Annotated in this window: 17 protein-coding genes; 8 read left to right on the top strand and 9 right to left on the bottom strand. The window is 61.8% G+C overall.

Going from position 1 to position 20032, the window contains the following annotated elements; genetic code table 11:
• Positions 1 to 9 precede the first annotated feature (9 nt).
• A complete protein-coding gene (locus ACIQUS_RS00810; protein WP_045186243.1) occupies positions 10 to 1425 on the bottom strand; it encodes an acetyl-CoA carboxylase biotin carboxylase subunit in 1416 nt (471 codons plus the stop codon).
• A gap of 188 nt (positions 1426 to 1613) precedes the next feature.
• On the opposite strand from ACIQUS_RS00810, the gene ACIQUS_RS00805 reads away from it, so the two are divergent.
• On the top strand, positions 1614 to 2576 hold the full coding sequence (locus tag ACIQUS_RS00805) for a LysR family transcriptional regulator (RefSeq protein ID WP_285865076.1): 963 nt from the start codon (positions 1614 to 1616) through the stop codon (positions 2574 to 2576).
• Here the strand turns inward: ACIQUS_RS00805 and ACIQUS_RS00800 are convergent.
• Positions 2518 to 2736, bottom strand: a complete 219-nt coding sequence (locus tag ACIQUS_RS00800) for a PA3496 family putative envelope integrity protein (RefSeq protein WP_403041625.1) — start codon at positions 2734 to 2736, stop codon at positions 2518 to 2520. The two genes, ACIQUS_RS00805 and ACIQUS_RS00800, sit on opposite strands and share 59 nt — an antisense overlap.
• A 180-nt stretch (positions 2737 to 2916) precedes the next feature.
• The gene (hexR, locus tag ACIQUS_RS00795; protein ID WP_045186245.1) at positions 2917 to 3783 is read right to left on the bottom strand and encodes a transcriptional regulator HexR; all 867 of its coding nucleotides are present in this window, start codon (positions 3781 to 3783) and stop codon (positions 2917 to 2919) included.
• 103 nt (positions 3784 to 3886) lie between these two features.
• On the opposite strand from hexR, the gene zwf reads away from it, so the two are divergent.
• Positions 3887 to 5329 (top strand): glucose-6-phosphate dehydrogenase, encoded by a 1443-nt coding sequence (gene zwf / locus ACIQUS_RS00790; RefSeq protein ID WP_403041621.1) that lies wholly within the window; start codon positions 3887 to 3889, stop codon positions 5327 to 5329.
• On the opposite strand, the gene ACIQUS_RS00785 is transcribed toward zwf, so the two are convergent.
• Positions 5326 to 8196 carry an EAL domain-containing protein gene (locus tag ACIQUS_RS00785; RefSeq protein WP_403041618.1) on the bottom strand — a complete coding sequence of 957 codons (2871 nt, stop codon included), beginning with the start codon at positions 8194 to 8196 and terminating at the stop codon, positions 5326 to 5328. The genes zwf and ACIQUS_RS00785 overlap by 4 nt on opposite strands.
• Before the next feature lie 223 nt (positions 8197 to 8419).
• On the opposite strand from ACIQUS_RS00785, the gene uvrD reads away from it, so the two are divergent.
• The 3 genes from uvrD to ACIQUS_RS00770 all read left to right on the top strand — a co-directional run bounded on the left by uvrD (position 8420) and on the right by ACIQUS_RS00770 (position 12131).
• The gene (uvrD, locus tag ACIQUS_RS00780; protein ID WP_403041615.1) at positions 8420 to 10603 is read left to right on the top strand and encodes a DNA helicase II; all 2184 of its coding nucleotides are present in this window, start codon (positions 8420 to 8422) and stop codon (positions 10601 to 10603) included.
• A gap of 160 nt (positions 10604 to 10763) precedes the next feature.
• Positions 10764 to 11612, top strand: a complete 849-nt coding sequence (locus ACIQUS_RS00775; RefSeq protein WP_403041613.1) for a Tim44 domain-containing protein — start codon at positions 10764 to 10766, stop codon at positions 11610 to 11612.
• A 111-nt stretch (positions 11613 to 11723) separates the two neighbouring features.
• Positions 11724 to 12131: an SMI1/KNR4 family protein gene (locus ACIQUS_RS00770; protein ID WP_403041611.1), complete on the top strand. Its 408-nt coding sequence runs from the start codon at positions 11724 to 11726 to the stop codon at positions 12129 to 12131.
• Positions 12132 to 12280: 149 nt separating this feature from the next.
• Here ACIQUS_RS00770 and ACIQUS_RS00765 read toward each other — a convergent pair whose 3' ends face one another.
• A complete protein-coding gene (locus tag ACIQUS_RS00765; protein WP_403041607.1) occupies positions 12281 to 14041 on the bottom strand; it encodes a cation:proton antiporter in 1761 nt (586 codons plus the stop codon).
• Between the two features lie 315 nt (positions 14042 to 14356).
• On the opposite strand from ACIQUS_RS00765, the gene ACIQUS_RS00760 reads away from it, so the two are divergent.
• Positions 14357 to 14842: an acyl-CoA thioesterase gene (locus ACIQUS_RS00760; protein ID WP_403041603.1), complete on the top strand. Its 486-nt coding sequence runs from the start codon at positions 14357 to 14359 to the stop codon at positions 14840 to 14842.
• On the opposite strand, the gene pdxY is transcribed toward ACIQUS_RS00760, so the two are convergent.
• Positions 14839 to 15711, bottom strand: coding sequence for a pyridoxal kinase PdxY (pdxY, locus tag ACIQUS_RS00755; protein ID WP_403041601.1), 873 nt, complete (start codon positions 15709 to 15711; stop codon positions 14839 to 14841). The two genes, ACIQUS_RS00760 and pdxY, sit on opposite strands and share 4 nt — an antisense overlap.
• 117 nt (positions 15712 to 15828) lie before the next feature.
• On the opposite strand from pdxY, the gene ACIQUS_RS00750 reads away from it, so the two are divergent.
• Positions 15829 to 16221 (top strand): DUF3301 domain-containing protein, encoded by a 393-nt coding sequence (locus ACIQUS_RS00750; protein ID WP_403041598.1) that lies wholly within the window; start codon positions 15829 to 15831, stop codon positions 16219 to 16221.
• Here the strand turns inward: ACIQUS_RS00750 and ACIQUS_RS00745 are convergent.
• Entirely contained in the window at positions 16218 to 17189 is a 972-nt protein-coding gene (locus ACIQUS_RS00745) for a CobW family GTP-binding protein (RefSeq protein WP_403041595.1), read from the bottom strand. The two genes, ACIQUS_RS00750 and ACIQUS_RS00745, sit on opposite strands and share 4 nt — an antisense overlap.
• Before the next feature lie 61 nt (positions 17190 to 17250).
• A complete protein-coding gene (gene zigA, locus ACIQUS_RS00740) occupies positions 17251 to 18459 on the bottom strand; it encodes a zinc metallochaperone GTPase ZigA (protein WP_403041592.1) in 1209 nt (402 codons plus the stop codon).
• A 114-nt stretch (positions 18460 to 18573) separates the two neighbouring features.
• Between zigA and folE2 the strand changes: the two genes are divergently transcribed.
• Positions 18574 to 19467, top strand: coding sequence for a GTP cyclohydrolase FolE2 (folE2, locus tag ACIQUS_RS00735; RefSeq protein WP_403041589.1), 894 nt, complete (start codon positions 18574 to 18576; stop codon positions 19465 to 19467).
• Here folE2 and ACIQUS_RS00730 read toward each other — a convergent pair.
• Complete coding sequence (locus ACIQUS_RS00730; protein ID WP_403041587.1) at positions 19464 to 19991, bottom strand: DUF3617 domain-containing protein; 528 nt, start codon at positions 19989 to 19991, stop codon at positions 19464 to 19466. The genes folE2 and ACIQUS_RS00730 overlap by 4 nt on opposite strands.
• Between the last annotated feature and the right edge of the window lie 41 nt (positions 19992 to 20032).

Raw genomic sequence — 20032 nt, 5'->3', positions numbered from 1 at the left:
TCGGGTTCCTCACAGGCCTGCGTGGGCGGCGATGGCGGCGGCGATGGCCAGAGCCAGCTCTTCGGGTTTGCGCTTGATCGAGTAGTTGGTCAGTTCCGGGTGGCTTTCAACGAAGCTGGTGTTGAACTGACCGCTGCGGAATTCCGGATTGCGCAGGATTTCCTGGTAATAAGCGGCGGTGGTCTTGACCCCTTGCACGCGCATGTCGTCCAGGGCCCGCAGGCCGCGGTCCATGGCTTCTTCCCAGGTCAGCGCCCAGACCACCAGTTTCAGGCACATGGAGTCGTAGAACGGTGGAATGGTGTAGCCGGTGTAGATCGCCGTGTCGGTCCGCACGCCGGGGCCGCCGGGTGCGTAGTAACGGGTGATCTTGCCGAAGCTGGGCAGGAAGTTGTTCTTCGGGTCTTCCGCGTTGATACGGAACTGCAGGGCGAATCCACGGTGCTGGATGTCTTCCTGCTTGACCGACAGCGGCAGGCCCGAGGCGATGCGGATCTGCTCGCGAACGATATCGATGCCGGTGATTTCCTCGGTGATGGTGTGTTCCACCTGCACCCGGGTGTTCATTTCCATGAAGTACACCTCGCCATCGGCGAGCAGGAACTCCACGGTACCGGCGTTCTCGTAACCCACGGCCTTGGCCGCGCGCACCGACAGGTCGCCGATGTAGGCGCGCTGTTCCGGGGTCAGTTGCGGGCTCGGGGCGATTTCGATGAGCTTCTGGTTGCGGCGCTGGATCGAACAGTCGCGCTCGAACAGGTGCACGACGTTGCCGAAGCTGTCACCGAGGATCTGTGCCTCGATGTGTTTCGGGTTTACGATGCATTTTTCCAGGAAGACTTCCGCCGAACCGAAGGCCTTGGTCGCTTCGGAGATCACCCGCGGGAAGGCCTGCTCCAGCTCCTCGCGGCTGTTGCAGCGACGAATACCGCGACCACCGCCACCGGAAGTGGCCTTGAGCATCACCGGGTAGCCGATGCGGTCGCCTTCTTCGAGGGCTTCATGAATGTCGGCAACGTTGCCCTCGGTGCCCGGGGTCACCGGTACGCCGGCCTTGATCATGCTGCGACGGGCTTCAGTCTTGTCGCCCATGCGGCGGATCACCTCGGCCGCCGGGCCGATGAACTTGATACCGCGCTCGGCGCAGATATCCGCAAGTTCAGCGTTCTCCGACAGGAAGCCATAGCCGGGATGCAGGGCATCACAACCGGTTTCCACCGCCAGGTTGACCAGCTTGCGCGGGTTCAGGTAACCGGCCAGGGGCTCGGCACCGATGCTGTGGGCTTCGTCGGCACGCTTGACGTGCAAGGCATGGCGATCGGCGTCAGAGTAGATCGCCACGGAACGAATGCCCATCTCGGCGCAGGCACGCACGATTCGGACAGCAATTTCACCGCGGTTGGCGATCAGGATCTTTTTTATCACTGGAGTATTCCCAAGGCCGCTAGAACAAACGAGCCGGCAACGCCGGTCGGCGCGTGACCAATCGTCGCTGGCCAGTCGCATCTTTACCCTAGCGCCGTCTCTGGATAAACAAAAATCAATATTTATTAGGGTGTGCATTAGCAAAAGCTTATAGTGCTGTTACAAGGTTTTGCCGAGGTGGGAATAAAATGCGTAAGTCATTGATGCGTATGACATTGCGTCAACTTCAGATCTTCAACGAGGTCTGCGATTTGCGTTCCTACAGCCGGGCGGCCGAGGAGATGTCGCTCACGCAACCCGCCGTTAGTCTACAGATCCGTCAACTCGAAGAACTGGTGGGCCAGCCGCTGTTCGAGTACGTCGGCAAGAAGCTCTACCTGACCGAGGCTGCCGAGGCCTTGCAACGCGCCAGCCGTGACATCTTCGGACGCCTGGAGAGCCTGGACATGCAGCTCTCGGACATGCAGGGTTCGCTGCAAGGGCATTTGAAGCTGGCGGTGGAATCCAGCGCCAAGTACTTCGTGCCGCACTTGTTCGCCGCCTTCAAACGCCTGCACCCCGAGGTCAACCTGACCCTGACGGTGGTCAACCGCGCCCAGGCGATCCGCCGGCTTTCCGACAACCGCGACGACCTGATCATCATGTCGATGGTACCCCAGGACATGGGCCTGGAGTTCCTGCCGTTCCTCAACAACCCGATTGTTGCGGTGGCGCCACCGGACCACCCGCTGTGCAAGCTGGAGAAGCTGCGCCTGCAGGACCTGGAGCCCCACACCCTGCTGATCCGCGAGCAAGGTTCGGGCACCCGCAAGGCCTGCGAGGAGTACTTCAAGGACAAGCGCGTGCACTTTACCCAGACCCTGGAAGTGGCCTCCACCGATGCCCAGAGAGAGTGCGTGGTGGCCGGCCTGGGTATTGCCCTGCTGACCCGCCACGCGCTGAACCTGGAACTGGCCACCGGTGTGCTGCGCGAGCTACCAGTGGAGGAATTGCCGCTGTACCGCAGCTGGTGCGTGGTGCAGTCCAAGGCCAAGCGGCAGTCGCCGGTGGCCTTGGCCTTTCTTGCGTTCATCCGTAGCGAACGGACGCAAATCAGCGCACTTGTTGAACGTTTTTCGGGGAATTTGCCGCCGATACCTGCCACACATTGATGGCCTGCAATTCGGGGTAATCGGCGATTTCCTGCAGCAGGCGGCGCTGCTCGGAGTAGCTTTCGATCGCGCGACGGAACTCCATGCGGCGCTGATCTTTCTCCTGCTGCTTGCGGGACTTGGCGCTGGGCTGATACGAGCCATCGAATTCACGAGCCATTGCATATCTCCCTGATCGAGTGCGGGAGTTTCAGCCTGACTACGCGGCGTTACGATTTGGCGGCGCGCCAATGACAAATCGATGAAATGACAGACATCCCTGTGGGAGCGGGCTTGCCCCGCGAAGGGGTGCAACTGAAAAACCGCAATCGCGGGGCAAGCCCGCTCCTACAGGGCGGTATCAGTCGTCCATCGCCTTCACGGACTTGGGCGACAGACGCAGGCTGCGCAAGCTGCGTTTAACGCTCTTGAGGTGGTTGACCAGGCTCGGGCCGCGAGCCATGGCCACGCCCATGGCGAGCACATCGATCACCACCAGATGGGCGATACGCGACGTCAGCGGGGTGTAGATCTCGGTGTCTTCGTGCACGTCGATGGCCAGGTTGACCGTCGACAGCTCAGCCAGTGGCGTCTGGCTCGGGCACAGGGTGATCAGCGTGGCACCGCTTTCACGCACCAGGTTGGCGGTGATCAGCAGGTCCTTGGAACGCCCCGACTGGGAAATGCAGATGGCCACGTCGCCCGGCTTGAGGGTTACCGCCGACATCGCCTGCATGTGCGGGTCGGAATAGGCCGCGGCAGTGAGCAGCAAGCGGAAGAACTTGTGCTGGGCATCGGCCGCCACTGCCCCGGAGGCGCCGAAGCCGTAGAACTCCACGCGCTGGGCCTGGGCCATGGCGCTCACCGCGCGCTGCAGGGCCTGGGGGTCGAGATGCTCGCGCACCTCCATCAGGGTATGCAGGGTAGTGTCGAAGATCTTCAGGCTGTAGTCGGCAACCGAGTCGTCTTCATGAATGGCGAACTGGCCGAAACTGGCACCGGCCGCCAGGCTCTGGGCAAGCTTGAGCTTGAGGTCCTGGAACCCGGAGCAACCGATGGCACGGCAAAAGCGCACGATGGTCGGCTCGCTGATACCAACGCTATGGGCAAGATCGGCCATGGAGCTGTGCATGACGGCTGCGGGATCGAGCAGCACGTGATCGGCAACCTTCAGTTCCGATTTGCGTAGCAGATGGCGCGACTGGGCGATGTGTTGCAACAGATTCAAGGGCAGGACTCGGTTATGATCGACTGACCGGGTTGTAGCTTTCTTGTAGTTATACTACATGACCGGCGACCCGCCCAGCTAAACGAACAGGAGAGTGGTGGTATTGACTATCCCTTGCGACATCATGGTATTTGGCGGCACGGGTGATCTGGCCCTGAACAAACTGCTTCCGGCGCTCTACCACCTGTATCGCGAGGGGCGCCTGCACAATGCCGTACGCATCATTGCCCTGGCGCGGCGCAATCTGCCACGCAGCGAATTTCTCAAGCTCATCGAACGCCGCTGCCGGGCCCAGATCGCCCGCATCGACTTCGACGAGGATGTCTGGGCGCGTTTTTCCGCCCGCCTGGACTACTTCGCCATGGATGCCTCGCAGAGTGCCGACTTCGGCCGCCTGGCGCGTTTTCTCGGCGAACCCGGCGGTTTGACCCGGGTCTACTACCTGGCCACCGCGCCCAACCTGTTCGTGCCCATCGCCAACCACATGAAAATCGCCGGGCTGGCCGACAGCGAAGCGCGCATCGTCCTGGAGAAGCCCATCGGCCACTCCCTGGAATCGGCCACCGCGATCAACCAGGCGATCAGCGACGTATTCGACGAATCGCAGGTGTTTCGCATCGACCACTACCTGGGCAAGGAAACCGTGCAGAACCTCATGGCCCTGCGCTTTGCCAACGCCCTGCTGGAGCCGGTGTGGCGCAACAACCAGGTCGACCACGTACAGATCAGCGTCTGCGAAACCCTGGGCGTGGAAAACCGCGGCGCCTACTACGACCGTGCCGGGGCTACCCGTGACATGGTGCAGAACCACCTCTTGCAACTGCTCTGCCTGGTGGCCATGGAGCCGCCGGCGCAGTTCGAAGCCGAAGCGGTACGCGATGAAAAGGTCAAGATCCTCAAGGCCCTCAAGCCCATTCGCGGCCAGGACGTGCAGGACAAGACCGTGCGCGGCCAGTACAGCGCCGGCAAGATCGGCGGCCAGGAAGTACCGGCCTACTACTTCGAGAAAGATGTCGACAACGACAGCGATACCGAGACCTTCGTCGCCGTAGAAGCGTATATCGACAACTGGCGCTGGGCCGGCGTGCCCTTCTACCTGCGCACCGGCAAACGCCTGGCCAAGCGCTCCTCGCAGATCGTCATCCAGTTCAAGCCGGTGCCCCATCGCCTGTTCGAGGGCGACCAGGCCAACCAGTTGCTGATCCAGCTACAGCCCGATGAACGCATCAGCCTGCAGATGATGACCAAGACCCCGGGCAAGGGCATGCGCCTGGAGCCGGTGGAGTTGAACCTCAACCTGGCCCAGGTGTTCGGCCAGACCCGCCGTTGGGACGCCTACGAGCGCCTGCTGCTGGATGTGCTGGAAGGCGACTCGACGCTGTTCATGCGCCGTGACGAGGTTGAGGCCGCCTGGGCCTGGATCGATCCGATCCTCACCGGCTGGCAGGAACATTTCCAGGCCCCACGGCCCTACCACGCCGGCTCCAATGGGCCGGACCAGGCCCACAGCCTGCTGGCGCACCAGGGGCGCGCCTGGCACCTCTAAAAGCTGTAGTGAGCGGACATCAGCCCAACCAGTTCTATGGCCGGCACCGGTCGACTGATCAGATAGCCCTGCACTTCGTTGCAGCCCTGCTCACGCAGGAAATGCAGTTGCTCGGGGGTTTCCACACCCTCGGCAACCACCTTCAGGTTCAGGCTCTTGGCCATGACGATGATTGCCCGGGTGATGGCGGCATCTTCACTGCCCTCGGCCAGGCCACGGATGAAAGCCTGGTCGATCTTTACGTAGTCCACCGGAAAGCGCTTGAGGTAACTGAGCGATGAATAACCGGTGCCGAAATCGTCGATGGCCAGCTTCACCCCCAGTTCATGCAACTGGCGGAAGGTGGCGATGATGTGTTCGACACTGTCGAGCAACTGACTTTCGGTCAGTTCCAGTTCCAGCAAATGAGGCGCCAGGCCGCTTTCATCGAGGACCTGGCGCACCAGGCTGACCAGCTTGCCCTGGCGTAGCTGGTAGACCGACAGGTTGACGGAAACACGGATCGGCTCAAGCCCCTGGCGCTGCCATTCACAGGCCTGCCAGCAGGCCTGGCGCAGCACGAACTCGCCCATGGGCGCGATCAGCCCGGTTTCTTCGGCCAGGCCAATGAAATCAGCCGGCGGCACCATGCCCCACTGCGGATGCTGCCAGCGCACCAGCGCCTCGGCGGCGTGCAGGCGCCCGGTGGCCAGGCAGAGCTTGGGCTGGTAGTAGACCTGCAACTGACGCGCTTCGATGGCCTTGCGCAGCTGGTTTTCCAGCTGCAGGCGCTGCAGGGTGCTGGCCTGCAGGCTTTCGGTGTAGAACTGGAAATTGTCGCCACCCAGGTGCTTGGCGTGCTGCATGGCCATGTTGGCCTGGCTGACCAGTGCCGTGACGTCACGGCTTGTATCGGACAGCAGACTGATACCCACCGAGGCACTGATCACCAGCTCATGGCCATCGACACGCAACGGCACCCGCAGCTTGTCGAGCAAACGGGCGGCCACCCGTACCAGGCTCGACAGGTTGGTATAGCCATCGAACAGCACCGAGAACTCATCACCAGACAGACGCGCCACCGTGTCTGCCTCAGGCATGGCGTTGCCGATGCGCTGGGCCACGCGCTTGAGCAACTGGTCGGCCATTTCATGGCCCAGGCTGTCGTTGAGCAGCTTGAAGCGGTCCAGATCGATATGCAGCAAGGCCAGGCCCCGGCCACTCAGGCGCACACGCTGGTTGGCCTCGTGCAGGCGCAGGCGGAACAGCGCGCGATTGGCGAGCCCGGTCAGTTCGTCGTAATGGGCCAGGTAGCGCAGGCGCTCTTCCGACTCGCGCCGGGCCGACAGGTCGGTGAAGAAACCGACAATGCTGCTGATATTGCCGTGCGTGTCGCGTACGCCGTTGAGCTGCAGCCATTGAGGGTACAACTCGCCGTTCTTGCGCGCCTCGACCAGTTCGCCTTCCCAGCTGCCGTACTGCTCCAGCGCCTGCTCGATCGCCTGGTAATGTCGCCAGGCATCGCGACTGCAGGGCAGCTCCAGCAGCCTGCCACCCAACAACTCTTCGCGAACATAGCCGGTGACCCGGCAGAACGCCTGGTTGACCGCCAGCAGACTGAAATCCGGGTCGAGGATAACGATGCCTTCGCGAGCGGCCTCAAATACCGTGGCCGCCAGCCGCTGTTGTTCCTCCTGCGCCTTGCGTGCGCTGATATCGCGGCGCGTGCCGAGCATGCGCACCACGCGCCCGCTGGCATCGTGCTCGATCGCCCGGCCACGGTCCTCGATCCAGCACCAGTGGCCCTGGCCGTGGCGAATGCGGTATTCGATGCGATAGTCCTCGGTGCGCCCCTTCAGGTGCTCGACCAAGGTCCGCTTGAGCAGCGGCAAGTCCTGCGGATGCAGACGAGGCTTGAGGTGCACTTCCATTTCCTGGACCAACCCGGGGTCCAGGCCGAACAACTCATGCAGCTGGGTATGGTGGATTTCGTCGGTCTCCAGGTTCCAGTCCCACAGCCCCAATTCGCTCGCCTCAAGGGCCTGGGCCAAGCGTTGCTCGCTCTTGCGCAGGGCCCGGTTGGCCTGGTCAAGTTCCTGGCTGCGCTGGGCGACCCGCGACTCCAGACCGGCCTGGGCCTCGCGCAGTTGTTCTTCGATCAGCCGCCGCTGCTGCACTTCGCCGGCCAGCGCCTGGTTGAGCCGCTCGCTGCGCGCCTGGGCCGATTGCAGGTGGTCGATCAGTGCCTGGTTCTGGAATCGCCTGAGCAATCCGCCTTCGATCAGCCGATTGACCTGCCAGGCCACCACCAGCAAGGCGCCCAGCAGAATCAGGCCAAGCCAGCCCCAGCCTTGTTGGCGTGGGTCGCCCTGCCAGAACAGGAAAGCGATGGGCGGTAGCAGGCAGGGCAAGGTAAAGCTGAGAAAGGCCGGCAGGCTGACGGCGTAGGCGATACTGGCCGACAGGGCCGCCGCCCCCAGCAAGCCGAACACCCAGGCCTGCTGCACGAAGTTATCCACAGGGACCAGGGCAATCGCCGCGCTGGCCAGGGTCAGGCCGCTGAACGCCGAACCGAACAGGAACATGCGCCGCCAGACCGGCTGGGCCTGACGCTCGGGCATGGCGGAGTCGAAAGCGGCGACCTGAATGACCCGCAGTGCCACCAGGGCGCTCAACCAGACCACCCAGACGCTGACCAGCAGGTAGCGCGCCGGGCTCCAGAGCAACCAGGCACAGACCAGACCGTTGAGCAGCATCAACAGGGTGGGCAGCAACGAACCTTGGTAGAGCAAGCGGGTGCGCTCTACCGCCAGTTGTGTGGCGAACTGTTTGCGGATGCTTCCACGAGACTGCAGAGGCACGCCGACGGCGTCGCAAGCGGATGTCATAGGCAGTGTTCTTGTAATGGTTAGCCCTAAACGTGGACGGAGCATACACAAGCGAAGGCCTGCGCCAAACTGCTCTGGATCATTATTCATCCGCGTAATTTTCCGACGACAAGCCCTCAAGCGCACAGGCTCTGGGCTACAGCCGATGACCGGCCGGTCGTCAGGGGCAAGTTTTTCTACTGTATATTTGCCCAAGGGTTGTCCGCGCCCCTAAAATGGTCGGATGCGCGATGATCTCTCTCTCCTGTTGAACTCCCTCAACGATGCCCAACGCCAGGCGGTAGCCGCCTCCGTGGGTCGTCAGTTGGTCCTGGCCGGTGCCGGCTCCGGCAAGACCCGTGTGCTGGTGCACCGCATCGCCTGGTTGATCCAGGTCGAGCAGGCCTCGCCGCATTCGATCCTGTCGGTGACCTTTACCAACAAGGCCGCGGCCGAGATGCGCCAGCGTATCGAACAGCTGATGGGCATCAACCCGGCCGGCATGTGGGTGGGCACCTTCCACGGCCTGGCGCACCGCTTGCTGCGAGCGCACTGGCAGGAAGCCGGGCTGAACCAGAACTTCCAGATCCTCGACAGCGACGACCAGCAACGCCTGGTCAAGCGGGTGATCCGCGAGCTGGGCCTGGATGAGCAGCGCTGGCCGGCACGCCAGGCCCAGTGGTTCATCAACGGCCAGAAAGACGAGGGCCTGCGCCCGCAACACATCCAGGCCAGTGGCGACCTGTACCTGGGCACCATGCGCAGCATCTATGAAGCCTACGAGGCAGCCTGCCAGCGAGCCGGCGTCATCGACTTCTCCGAGCTGCTGCTGCGCGCCCTGGACCTGTGGCGTGACCACCCGGGCCTGCTCGAACACTACCAACGGCGTTTCCGCCATGTCCTGGTGGACGAATTCCAGGATACCAACGCCGTGCAGTACGCCTGGTTGCGCCTGCTCTGCAAAGGTGGCGACAGCCTGATGGTGGTCGGCGACGACGACCAGTCGATTTACGGCTGGCGTGGCGCCAAGATCGAGAACATCCACCAGTACAGCGCTGACTTCCCCGACGCCGAGATGATCCGTCTGGAGCAGAACTACCGCTCCACGGCCGGCATCCTCAAGGCCGCCAACGCCCTGATCGCCAACAACAGCGATCGTCTGGGCAAGGAACTGTGGACTGACGGCGGCGATGGCGAGCCCTTGAGCCTGTACGCGGCCTTCAACGAACACGATGAAGCGCGCTACGTGGTCGAAACCATCGAGAGCGTGCTCAAGACCGGCCTGGCGCGCAGCGACATTGCCATTCTGTATCGCTCCAACGCCCAATCGCGGGTACTTGAAGAAGCCTTGTTGCGTGAACGCATCCCCTACCGCATCTACGGTGGTCAGCGCTTCTTCGAGCGCGCCGAGATCAAGAACGCCATGGCCTACCTGCGCCTGCTCGAAGGACGCGGTAACGACGCCGCACTAGAGCGGGTGATCAACGTTCCGCCGCGCGGCATCGGCGAGAAAACCGTCGAAGCGATTCGCGACCACGCCCGGCACAGCGAAGTATCGATGTGGGAATCGATGAACCTGCTGATCGCCAACAAGGCGCTCAAGGGCCGCGCCGCCAGCGCCCTGGCCGCGTTCATCGAGCTGATCGAAAACCTTGCCGCCAAGGTCATGGACATGCCACTGCACCTGATGACCCAGACGGTCATCGAGCAGTCTGGATTGATCATCTATCACCAGGAAGAAAAAGGTGAAAAGGGCCAGGCACGGGTAGAAAACCTTGAGGAACTGGTCAGCGCCGCGCGCAACTTCGAAACCAGCGAAGAAGATGCCGAACTCTCACCCCTGGCCGCGTTCCTCGGTCATGCTTCGCTGGAAGCCGGCGATGCCCAGGCCGACGAACACGAAGACAGCATCCAGCTGATGACCCTGCACAGCGCCAAAGGCCTGGAATTCCCGCATGTGTTCCTGGTCGGCATGGAAGAAGGCCTGTTCCCACACAAGATGAGCCTGGAGGAGCCCGGCCGTCTGGCGGAGGAACGTCGCCTGGCTTACGTTGGCATCACCCGGGCGATGCAACAGCTGGTGATGACTTACGCTGAAACCCGACGCCTTTATGGCAGTGAAACCTACAACAAGGTTTCCCGTTTCGTACGCGAGATTCCGGCGGGGCTGATCCAGGAAGTGCGCCTGTCCAACAGCGTCAGCCGACCGTTCGGCGCGGCGCAAAAGACCAGCGCCAGCAGCCTGTTCGCCAATGCCAACATTCCGCAAACCGCCTTCAACCTGGGCCAACGTGTGCAGCACGCGGTGTTCGGCGAGGGCGTGATCCTCAATTTCGAGGGCTCCGGCGCCCAGGCGCGGGTGCAGGTCAACTTCGCCGAAGGCAGCAAGTGGCTGATGCTTGGCTACGCCAAGCTGGAAGCCTTGTAGGAGCGGGCTTGCCCCGCGATCGCGTGCGGTCGGCCGCATCCCATCGCGGGGCAAGCCCGCTCCTACAAGCAAAAGCTGGAAACATTATGGCGCTGGTCATGTGTCCTGGAACCTGTGCACCATGACGCGCGTGCAATCCACAAAACGGGAATACCCTTCTATGCAACGTTTTCTCAGCATCGCCCTGGCGTTGTGCATCGGCCTGACGATGAGTCTCGACGCCAACGCCAAACGCCTCGGCGGCGGCAAGAGCTCGGGCGCCGCGCCTATTCACCAGACCCGCCAGGCAGCCCCGACCACTCCGGCTGCCGCGCCAACCGTTCCAGGTCGCGCACCTGCAGCCAGCGGCGCTTCGCGCTGGCTCGGCCCGCTGGCCGGCATCGCCGCCGGTGGCCTGCTGGCCTCCATGTTCATGGGTGACGGTTTCGAAGGCATGCAGATCTTCGACATCCTGATCATGGCGCTGATCGCCTTCCTGGTCTTCCGCTTCATTGCCGCTCGTCGCCGCCAGCAGCAGCCGCAAGTTGCCGCCGCCGGCCACGCGCCTTTCCAGCGTGAAGTGCACCAGCAGCCTGCCCAGCCGTCGGTCTTCGGTGGTTCGGCCGCCCCTGCCGCCGCCCGTCCGGTGATCAATGCTCCGGCCTGGTTCAACGAGCAGAACTTCCTGGCTGCCGCCCGTAATCACTTCCAGACGCTGCAGCAGCACTGGGACGCCAACGAAATGGACAAGATCGCCGAATTCGTTACCCCGCAAATGCTGCAGTTCCTCAAGCAGGAGCGTGCCGCGCTGGGTGATGGCTTCCAGTCCACCTACATCGACGACCTGAATGTACAACTGGAAGGCGTCGACGACCGCGCCGACAAGACCATCGCCACCCTGACCTTCAGCGGCGTGTCGAAAACCTCGCGTTTCGACCAGGGCGAAGTGTTCAGCGAAAGCTGGAACATGGAACGCGTGCAGGGCGAAAACCAGCCATGGCTGGTTGCCGGTATCCGCCAGAACGGCTGATCCTGCGGCATTGCACAAAAAAACCCCGGGCTTGTCCCGGGGTTTTGCTTTTAGCGCAGCGGGCTACTAGGGTATAACGCGCAGCCGTCGTAAAGGTTAGAGGATAGAACCGTGGAAGAAGTCATCGAGCAACTCCGAGAAGCCAACGAACCGGTACCGGTGCCCCTGGAGTTGCCGGACGAAGACCAGCTGGTCGAAATCGAAGAAGAGTTGTTCATCAACATTCCATTCGTCTTCAAGGAATTCCTGCTGACGGTCAGCGATGTGGTGTACGGCAGCCTCGAGCCGGTCACCGTGACCGACCCGCAATCGCACACCTACCTGCCGGATGTGGCGGCCAACGCCTGGGATGCCGGGGTGCCCCGCGACCTGATCCCGATCTGCCAGGATGGCGACGATTACTACTGCGTGGAAGAAGACGGCACCGTGGTGCTGTGGTCCGGCGAAGAAGAGGCCGTCACCGAGGACAGCTGGGAGTCGGTCTGGCACTGGGCGCGGGATGTCTGGCTGGAAAGCTGAATGAGAAATATCCTCACAAAATAATGGCTCTTCGCCATTAATGTTCGTAGAATCGCCTCGCATTCCTGTGCGTGGCGATTCGCTACCGCTCCATCCCCTCGGACATTCGACTCGTCCCGCGCAGGAAGCCCTCTCCCGCCTTCATCACCTCAGTGGTGATGCTCCTGATGGTTTTCCAGCGTTTCCAGCAAGGCGATCTGCATGCGCGTGTGCACGCGGATGAACCAGCGCCAGAGCAACGCTGCCACGCCCGCCGCCACCACCACGATCAGCACCAGCAACTCGCTGGTGGGCAGGATGCTGGCCGACAGCGCCGACAGCAGTAGGAAGATCACCAGCAAGGACAACAACGGAATGACTTCGGCAATCACCCGCCGTACGCGTTGGGTATGCCGCCCGGCCATTTCCGGTTTGACCCCAAGCTCGGCCAGGAGCATCGACAGGGCCTTGAGCTTGCGATAGGCGGCAATCAGGAATGGTAGCGACAGCAGCAATGCTGCGCCCCAGATCAGCGCCTTCTGCTGGCCCACATCGCTGATCCACTCGCCCAGGTAGCTACCGATACGCTCGGCGAAATACCCGCCGCTGAAGAAAATCGCCACCACCAGGGCCAGGTTCACCCCCACCTGCAGCAGGATGCGCCGCACCATGGACGCCACCAGGGCACCTTCGCCTTGTGGCTGGATACTGCGCAGCCACTCGCCATATAACGACAACACCCGCGCCAAGCGCCGCGGCACGATCTTGGCCAGCTTCAGCGACAGCGGGTCGGCGCCGCGGATCAGGTAGGGCGTGAGCAGCGTGGTAATGGCCGAGACCGCCACTGCCACCGGGTAGAGAAAGTCGCTGGTGACCTGCAAGGTCATGCCCAAGGCGGCGATGATGAACGAGAACTCGCCGATCTGTGACAGGCCCATGCCCACCCGCAGCGAGGTACGCCCGTCATTGCCGGCGATAAAGGCCCCCATACCGCACGACAGCATCTTGCCCAGCACCACCGCCACAGTAATCACCACGATCGGCCAGGCGTAATCGAGCAGCACCTGCGGGTCGATCATCATGCCGATGGCGACAAAGAAAATAGCACTGAAAAGATCACGAACCGGCTCGATCAGGCGTTCAATTTTCAGCAATTGCCGCGACTCGGCCATGATCGCGCCGATCAGGAAGGCGCCCAGCACCATGCTGTACTCCAGCTTGACCACCAGCAGGCAGAAGCCGAAACACAACCCCAGCACGGTAATCAGCAGCATTTCGTTGCTTTCGAAGCGCGCCACATAGGCCAGCAAGCGTGGTACCAGCAGAATGCCGATCACCAAGGCGACGATCATGAACAGCGACAGTTTGCCGACCGTGGAAAACACCTCGCCGGAACTGACCGAACCACTCACAGCGATCCCCGACAACAGGGCAATGATGCCGATACCAAGGATATCCTCGACGATCAGCACGCCGAATATCAGTTGGGCGAAGCGCTCGTTCTTCATCTTCAGGTCGTTGAGCGCCTTGACGATGATGGTGGTCGAGGAGATGGCCAGGATGGCGCCGAGGAACAGCGAGTCCATGGTGCTCCAGCCAAACCAGCGGCCGATCTCGAAGCCGATCCAGATCATCAGCACGATTTCCAGGAACGCCGCGATAAAGGCGGTGGCGCCCACCTTGAACAGCTTGCGCAGGCTGAACTCCAGACCCAGGCAGAACATCAGGAAGATCACCCCGAGTTCGGCCAGGGTCTTGATGGTGTCTTCGTCGTGGATCAGGCCGAAGGGGGGGGTGTGCGGGCCGATGATGAAGCCGGCGACGATATAGCCCAGCACCACCGGCTGCTTGAATCGGTGAAACAGGATGGTGACCACACCGGCGACCAGCATGATCACAGCCAGATCCTGGATAAAGCTAATGGCATGCATGGCGCGGTACTCCTTACCCCGTGACGAAGCCGCTACTCACCCAGGAATTGACTGATTGAGTCGCGGGCACATAGTGTTTTTAATGTAGGAAACCCACCTTGCATGGGCTTTCTCAGGTTAACACCGCGACCTGCCGCGAAAAGCCGATGCAATAAGTGGAAACAGATAGGCAAGATCAACGCCGCAAATGGCAAAAACAGCGTGACGGCAAGGCCGCTGTCAGCGTCCCGTCTCTAGATGGGAATCGTAATAGGGGAAAGAAGCGTGAATACCAGTCGCCACCCCGTCTCAGCGCAACCTAACCGTGAGCACACTATGGAACCTGGAAACGCCCAGCTGTCGATGACCGTCCTGATGACCCCGGACATGGCCAACTTTTCTGGCAATGTGCACGGCGGCACCCTGCTCAAGTACCTGGATGAAGTCGCCTATGCCTGCGCCAGCCGCTACGCCGGCCGCTACGTGGTTACCCTGTCGGTGGACCAGGTGGTCTTTCGCGAACCGGTGCATGTCGGTGAACTGGTGACCTTCCTCGCCTCGGTCAACTACACCGGAAACACCTCGATGGAGGTGGGCATCAAGGTCGTCACCGAAAACATTCGCGAACGCTCGGTGCGCCACAGCAACAGCTGCTTCTTCACCATGGTCGCCGTCGATGACGACCGAAAGCCCGTGGCCGTGCCGCCGCGCCAGCCGGAAACCAGCGAGGAAAAACGCCGCTACCTGCAAGGCAAGCAGCGCCGGCAGATTCGCCAGGAACTGGAAAAGCGCTACCAGGAGCTCAAGGGCGACGTGCTTTAACCGGCAAGACGCTTGGCTTCAAAACGCACCCGAGGGTGTACGATGCGGTCCTGGGCCCGCACCAGCTCAAGCTCATAGCTGGCGCAGGCCTGGGTTTCCAGCAGCACCTCATGCACGGCAGCGGCGGTGAACTCGAACGCCGTCAGCCAGTCGTCGCCCAGCAGCACCCGGGCCAGGAACAGCCCCGAAGTCAGGTCGCCGACACCCACCGGGTGACGCGGGAAAGCCAGCAGCGGCCTGCGCAAGTGCCAGCTGCCTTCGGCAGTCACCAGCAGCATCTCGAAATCTTCCGGTCCACGCTCCGGGTATGCCAGGTGCTTGACCAGAATAGCTTTCGGCCCCCGCGCCAGCAGGCTGCGCGCCATGGCCACGCAGTCTTCCAGGGACTCTGGCTGGCGATCACAGAAGCTGTTGAGCTCCAGCTGGTTTGGGCACAACACATCCGCAGCCGCCAGGGCTTCTTCGAGCAAGAAGACACTGACCTCGGCCGGTACGATGCAGCCTTTCTCCGGATGACCCATGACCGGGTCGCACAGATACAGGGCCTTGGGGTTGGCCGCCTTGATGCGCGCCACGCCACTGAGAATCGCCCGTCCCTGTTCAGCACTGCCCAGGTAACCGGACAGCACCGCATCGCAGTTGCCCAGCTCACCGATCGTCGCAATACCTTCCACCAGCGCGGGGATTTGCGCTGGCGCAAGCACTTCCCCCGTCCACTGGCCATACTGAGTGTGATTGGAGAACTGCACCGTGTTGAGCGGCCAGACATTCAGCCCGACCCGCTGCATAGGGAACACCGCCGCCGCATTACCGGCGTGGCCGAAAACCACATGGGACTGGATGGCGAGCAAATGCGGCGTACGTTTCATTCAGGACTTCCAGGCAAGAAAATGAAAAACACGGCGCGCAGTATGGCGCTAAATGCCACCTGTACGACAGACCGGAGAGGCAGTTAAGCTGGACGTACTTCGTTGGAGCCAATGTAAATGCTGACCCTGGGTAATCTCTTCGTGCTGATGTTGCTGGCCTCTGCCGGCGCCTGGCTATGGCACAACCACGGATTGCGTGAAAAGGCCCTTGAACGGGTCAAGCAGCACTGTGCAAAACTCGATCTGGAACTGCTCGACGGCAATGTGGCGCTCAAGCGCATCGGCTTTGTCCGCGACGCCGAGGGCCGCAAGCGCCTGGCCCGTGTGTATAACTTCGAATTCACCGTCACTGGTGAACAGCGCCATCCGGGCACCGTCACCCAGTTCGGTGCCCACAGCATGCAGATCGAACTGGCGCCCTACCCCTTCGAAATCAAACCCGCCCCGCACACTGACAACGTCATCGAAATGAAGCAGTGGCGCCAGGACCACAACCGCTGGCGCAACTAGAGACGACAGGCCACCATGGCCTGTTGCAGCGCTTGGCGATCCTGGGCGGCGGTAAAGATCAATTCGATGCGCGAGTCGCGTCGCCATTCGCTGGGCAGCCAGTGCAACTCGTCCTGCTGCGCCAATACATTGAGCGACTGCCAGCCGTGGGGGCTGTGGATAACCAGTTTGGCCCGGCACCAGTTGAAATCAGCCAAAAACTTTTCCACACGCGCGTGATCGATCAGCTGCTGTGGATGCCAGCGCCAGCCGATGCTCCAACCGTCATCGCTGTCCTGAACACTGCACAGGGGTTCACGTGGATTTATCCACAGGGCCGCCAGAGGCTCGATTTTGCTGGGCAAAATCAGCTTATCCACAACCCCTTCTGCAGTCGTTCCAGGCATTCGAACGGGCAGTGCCGACAACGCCAACCGACCCAGCTCGGTCCAACACAGCGGCTGATCCGGCAACCGGGAAGTTATCCACAGCCGCCGTTCATCATCCACAGCCTCTGATTTGTTCAACACCAGCAGGCCTGCACTGGCCAGGGTTTCCTGCTGCGCTGCCGGCAACGGGATGCCGGCGGCCAGTTGAGCGGCGTCCAGCACCATCACGGCCGGTTGCACGGCCAGGACGCCTCTCCATGGCGCCTGCTGCAGCTGCTTGAGCAGTTGCAGCGGATGCCCCAAGCCCGAGGGTTCAATGAACAACCGGTGCGGCCTGACCTTGCGCAACAGGCGACCCAGCCCGACCTGGAACGGCGCGCCATTGACGCAGCACACGCAGCCGCCCGCCACTTCCGCCATGCCGATGCCCTGGTCGTCAGTGCTCAGCAAGGCAGCATCCAGGCCAATCTGGCCGAACTCGTTGATCAGCACCGCCCAGCGCTCGTCGGGCGGGCGCTGGGTCAGCAAGTGGCGAATCAGGCTGGTCTTGCCGGCCCCCAGCGGGCCGGCAATGACGTGAGTTGGAATGTTCTGAAGCATGTGGCGGTACGCACCCGGAGTTTGTGCCACTATGCCTTGATTGCAGGCCACCCCGTCAAGGTCAGGCGGCATCCTCCTCGTACCAGGGGCCAAACGGGTCCGGTAACTGACGCCAGCTTTCAGCACCTTCGGCCATTTCCGCATCACTTAACAGGCAAGCCTCAAGCTGCGCATCGAGGCGGGCAAAGTCGATGTCCTGGCCAATGAACACCAACTCCTGGCGGCAATCACCGCATTCGCTCGTCCAGTTCTTGAGAATGGCGGCGGTGCTCTGTTCGTCCTGCGGCCAGTGCTCGCGTGGAACAAAGCGCCACCAACGCCCGGCAAAGCCATAGCGCATCATGCCCCCGGCCTGGGACCAGCTGCCGGCGTCCTGGTGTTTGTTGGCCAGCCAGAAGAAACCTTTGGAGCGCAGTAGCCGGCCATTGCTCCAGGGGCCGTTGATAAAGTCGAAGAAGCGCTGCGGATGAAGCGGTCGACGCGCCTGCCAGGTGCTGGCGGCGATGCCGTATTCCTCGGTTTCCGGCACATGCTCCCCGCGCATCTCCTGCAACCAGCCGGGTGCCTGCGCGGCGCGCTCGAAGTCGAACAGGCCGGTGTTGAGGATCGACGCCAAGGGCACCTGGCCCATGTTCATCGGGATAATCCGCGCCTGGGCATTGAGCCGGCGCAAGATGGCGCAGAGCTCGTCACGCTCATGGCTGCTGATCAGGTCGATCTTGCTGAGCAGGATGACATCGGCGAATTCCACTTGCTCGATCAGCAGGTCGGTGATTGAGCGCTGGTCCTCTTCCCCCAGGGTCTCGCCACGACTGGCCAGGCTGTCGGCGGCCTGGTAGTCACGCAGGAAATTAAGGCCATCGACCACCGTCACCATGGTGTCCAGACGCGCCTGGTCAGCCAGGCTGCGGCCCTGGTCATCACGGAAGGTAAAGGTCTCGGCTACCGGAAGCGGCTCGGAAATGCCGGTGGACTCGATCAGCAGGTAGTCGAAACGTCCCTCCCGGGCCAGCCGGCCCACTTCTTCAAGCAGGTCCTCGCGCAGGGTGCAGCAGATGCAACCGTTGCTCATCTCCACCAGTTTTTCTTCGGCGCGGTTGAGGCTGACATTGCGCTGCACCTCGCTGGCATCGATGTTGATTTCACTCATGTCGTTGACGATCACCGCGACCCGCAGGTTCTCGCGGTTACGCAGCACGTGGTTGAGCAAGGTGCTTTTGCCGGCACCGAGGAAGCCGGAAAGCACGGTAACGGGAAGGCGGTCGGGCATGGTCTGGTCCTCATCTGGGCAGGTGCATTCGAACGATGCATTGCGCAATGTTATATTATAACAATACAATTTTGCCAACCTGCTCCAACACGCCACCCGGAACATGAGCTGACCATGACTGCCTTTACGCTTCCCGATATCGCCGCTCAAGACATCCGTACTGCTTTGCCACTGGACTGGGTCGGCATGTGCAACATTGCCTTACCGCTGCTGTTTCAGGACAACAGGCTACGCGCCAGTGCCGACGCTGGGGTCAGCCTGGACGATGGCAACGCTCGCGGAATCCATATGTCGCGCCTGTACCTGGCACTGGAAATGTTCGAACAACAGCCGTTGAGCCCGCTGTTGACGCGCCAGGTTCTGGAGAGTTTTCTAACCAGTCACGCCGGTTTATCCACTGCAGCCTATTTGAATCTGCGCTTCGATTTGCTGCTCAAACGTCCAGCACTGGTCAGCCCATTGGCGGGTTGGAAGGCCTATCCGATTACACTTTCCGCTCAGCTAAACGATGAAATGTTCCACGTGGAACTATTTGTGACGCTGGACTACTCCTCGACCTGCCCCTGTTCGGCGGCCCTGGCCAGGCAGTTGATCCAACAGCAGTTTCTGTCTGACTTCGGCAATCGCCCCCTGAGCCACGACGCCGTGCTCGCTTGGTTAGGCAGCACCCAGGGTGTGGTTGCTACGCCCCATAGCCAGCGCAGCGTGGCGAAACTACAGGTTCGCTTGCGGGAAGGTCGAAATGAGTTGCCGATTGTCGACCTGATCGATCAGGCTGAAGCCGCTTTGGGCACCGCTGTGCAAACAGCGGTGAAACGTGCGGATGAACAGGCCTTCGCCTTGGCCAACGGTCAGAACTTGATGTTCTGTGAAGATGCCGCGCGGCGCCTGCATGTGGCCCTGCGCAGCCTGGAAGGGTGCAGCGGCTTCAAGCTGCGCGTGGAACATGCGGAAAGTCTGCATGCCCACGACGCGGTTGCCGAAAGCCGGTGGGGCTGGATCGACTAGGTCCGTGGCTTGACCGTTCCACAGTCAGCACCCAGCCACACGGCACGGGTGTTCATGCTGCCCTGCTGCTGGACGCCCGACGCATTGAAGGTGCCGGCGACCTCAGTGAGAAACTCGCGGTCACTAAGAAAGGTAGCTTGTCCCGCGCCCTGGGCCTTCGGACAGGTGAAGGTGAATTTCCACACATTGCCACTGCGTTCGGTGATCTTCTGGGTGCAGCCAGACTTCGGGTCCTGCAGCGGGATGTCGTTGGTCTTGACCTGTTCAGGGGTGAGGCACGAGCGCACGCCCTGACCGGCGATATTGATGCCCTGATTGGCCAGCCCCCCTTCGATCATTGCCCGTTGCTCGGGCGGCAGGTTCTTCAGCTGGCCGAGCATGAAGCCCATGTCCGGCAGCTGCTTGCCATCGACCTGCATATTGCTGGTGGTCAGCTCCCACAGCCCGGGTTGCAACATCTGTGCATGCACCAACGGGCTCGCCAGCCCCAGGACCAGTGCCAGCATCGGCAGACGACTCTTCATGTAATGGACTCCTCGAAACTCCAGCCCCAAGCTGGAACACA

It is taken from the genome of Pseudomonas sp. NPDC090755, assembly GCF_044769005.1.
Classification (GTDB): Bacteria; Pseudomonadota; Gammaproteobacteria; order Pseudomonadales; family Pseudomonadaceae; genus Aquipseudomonas.
The sequence above is the reverse complement of the archived record's forward strand: the minus strand, read 5'-3'. Positions and strand labels throughout refer to the sequence as shown.